The 1,637-nt window shown below is 65.4% G+C and carries 1 protein-coding gene; it reads left to right on the top strand.

Annotated elements, in window-relative coordinates; translation table 11 throughout:
* A partial coding sequence (locus IP91_RS25875) for a TonB-dependent receptor plug domain-containing protein (RefSeq protein ID WP_145653511.1) occupies positions 1-1,637 on the top strand: 1,637 nt, incomplete at both ends.

The raw sequence follows: 1,637 nt of genomic DNA, 5'->3' as shown, positions 1-1,637 counted from the left end.
GCGGCCCAGTATGGTACCGATGCCATCGCCGGCGTCGTCAACATCATCCTGAAATCGAACAACCAGGGGCTGTCCGGGAACGTGAACGGCGGCGGCTACAGCGACGGCGGCGGCCACACGGGCGACGGCACGGCCAACATCGGCTTCCGGCCCACGGACAAGTCGTTCATCAGCCTGACCGGCGAATCGCGCTACCACGGCTACAGCGACCGCGGCGGCATCGACCCGCGCGTGACGGCACCGGCCAACCTGGCCAGCATGCCGTTGCTGCAGGCGCCGGGCTACCCGAACCTGAACAAGATCTCCGGCGACGCGCAGTACCACCTGAACACGCTGGCCCTGAATGCCGGCTACGACATCGACGACGACACGTCGCTGTACGCCTTCGCCACCTGGGGCAAGAAGCACGCGCGGGCCCACGAGAACTACCGCATGCCGAACCGGCTGCCGCAGGTCTATCCATTGGGCTTCGATCCGAAGGAAACCATGCGCGAGACGGATTACGCCATCACGGCCGGCGCCAAGGGCAAGTTCGGCAGCGCGTGGAACTGGGAGCTGTCGACCACCTATGGCCGCGACAAGGCGGAGATCGGCGTCGAGGACACGGCCAACGTCTCGCTGTACAACGACACGGGCTTCACGCCGACGGTCTTCCATGCCGGTACCTTCATCGCCAGCCAGTGGACCAACAACTTCGACGTCAGCCGCGAGCTCGACCTGGGCTGGGCGAAGCCGTCCACGTTCGCCATGGGCCTGGAACACCGCGTGGACGAATACGAGATCCAGGCTGGCGATCCGTACTCGCGCTACAAGGAAGGTTCGCAGTCGTATCCCGGCTTCTCGCTGACGGACGCGGGCAAGCATGACCGCAACAACAAGGCCATCTACGCCAACTTCATCGCCTTCCCGATCGACGGCCTGACGGTCGACCTGGCCGGCCGCTACGAGCACTTCAGCGACTTCGGCAACGCCAAGGTCGGCAAGCTGACCAGCCGCTACGACTTCACGCCCACGTTTGCCGTGCGTGGCACGTACTCGAACGGCTTCCGCGCACCGACGCTGGCCGAGTCCTACTATTCGGCCACCAACGTAGGCCCGACCAGCGCCTTCGTGCAGCTGGCGCCGAATTCGGCGGGTGCGAAGCTGGTGGGCGTGGACGGCCTGAAGCCGGAAGCCTCGACCAATATCTCCGCCGGCATCGTGCTGAACCCGGCCAGCAATGTGTCGGTGACCTTGGACGCCTACCAGATCAAGATCCGCGACCGCATCGTCGGTTCCGGTTCCGTGTACGGTTCCGGCGGCGCGACCAACTCGCCGGCCGTGGTGGCGGCGATCCTGGCCAACGGCAACGTGCTCGATCCGACCGTCAGCGAAACCGGCATCAACATCTTCACGAACGCGGTAAACACCCGTTCGCGCGGCCTGGAGCTGGTGACCACGCTGAACAGCAACTACGGCCAGTACGGCCGGGTGGACTGGTCGCTGGCGGCCAACTACAACCAGGTGCGCGTGCTGAAGATCAACCAGGCGCCTGCGCAGCTGCAACCGCAAACGCTGCTGGACCGCACGGCCATCTCGAACATCGAGACGGCCACGCCGAAGACGCGCATCAACCTGGGCGCGCTGTGGCGCAATGG

The sequence above is a fragment of the Pseudoduganella lurida genome (assembly GCF_007830455.1).
GTDB lineage: Bacteria > Pseudomonadota > Gammaproteobacteria > Burkholderiales > Burkholderiaceae_D > Rugamonas > Rugamonas lurida.
Note: the sequence above shows the minus strand (reverse complement) of the source record. Positions and strands in the feature narration are given on the sequence as shown.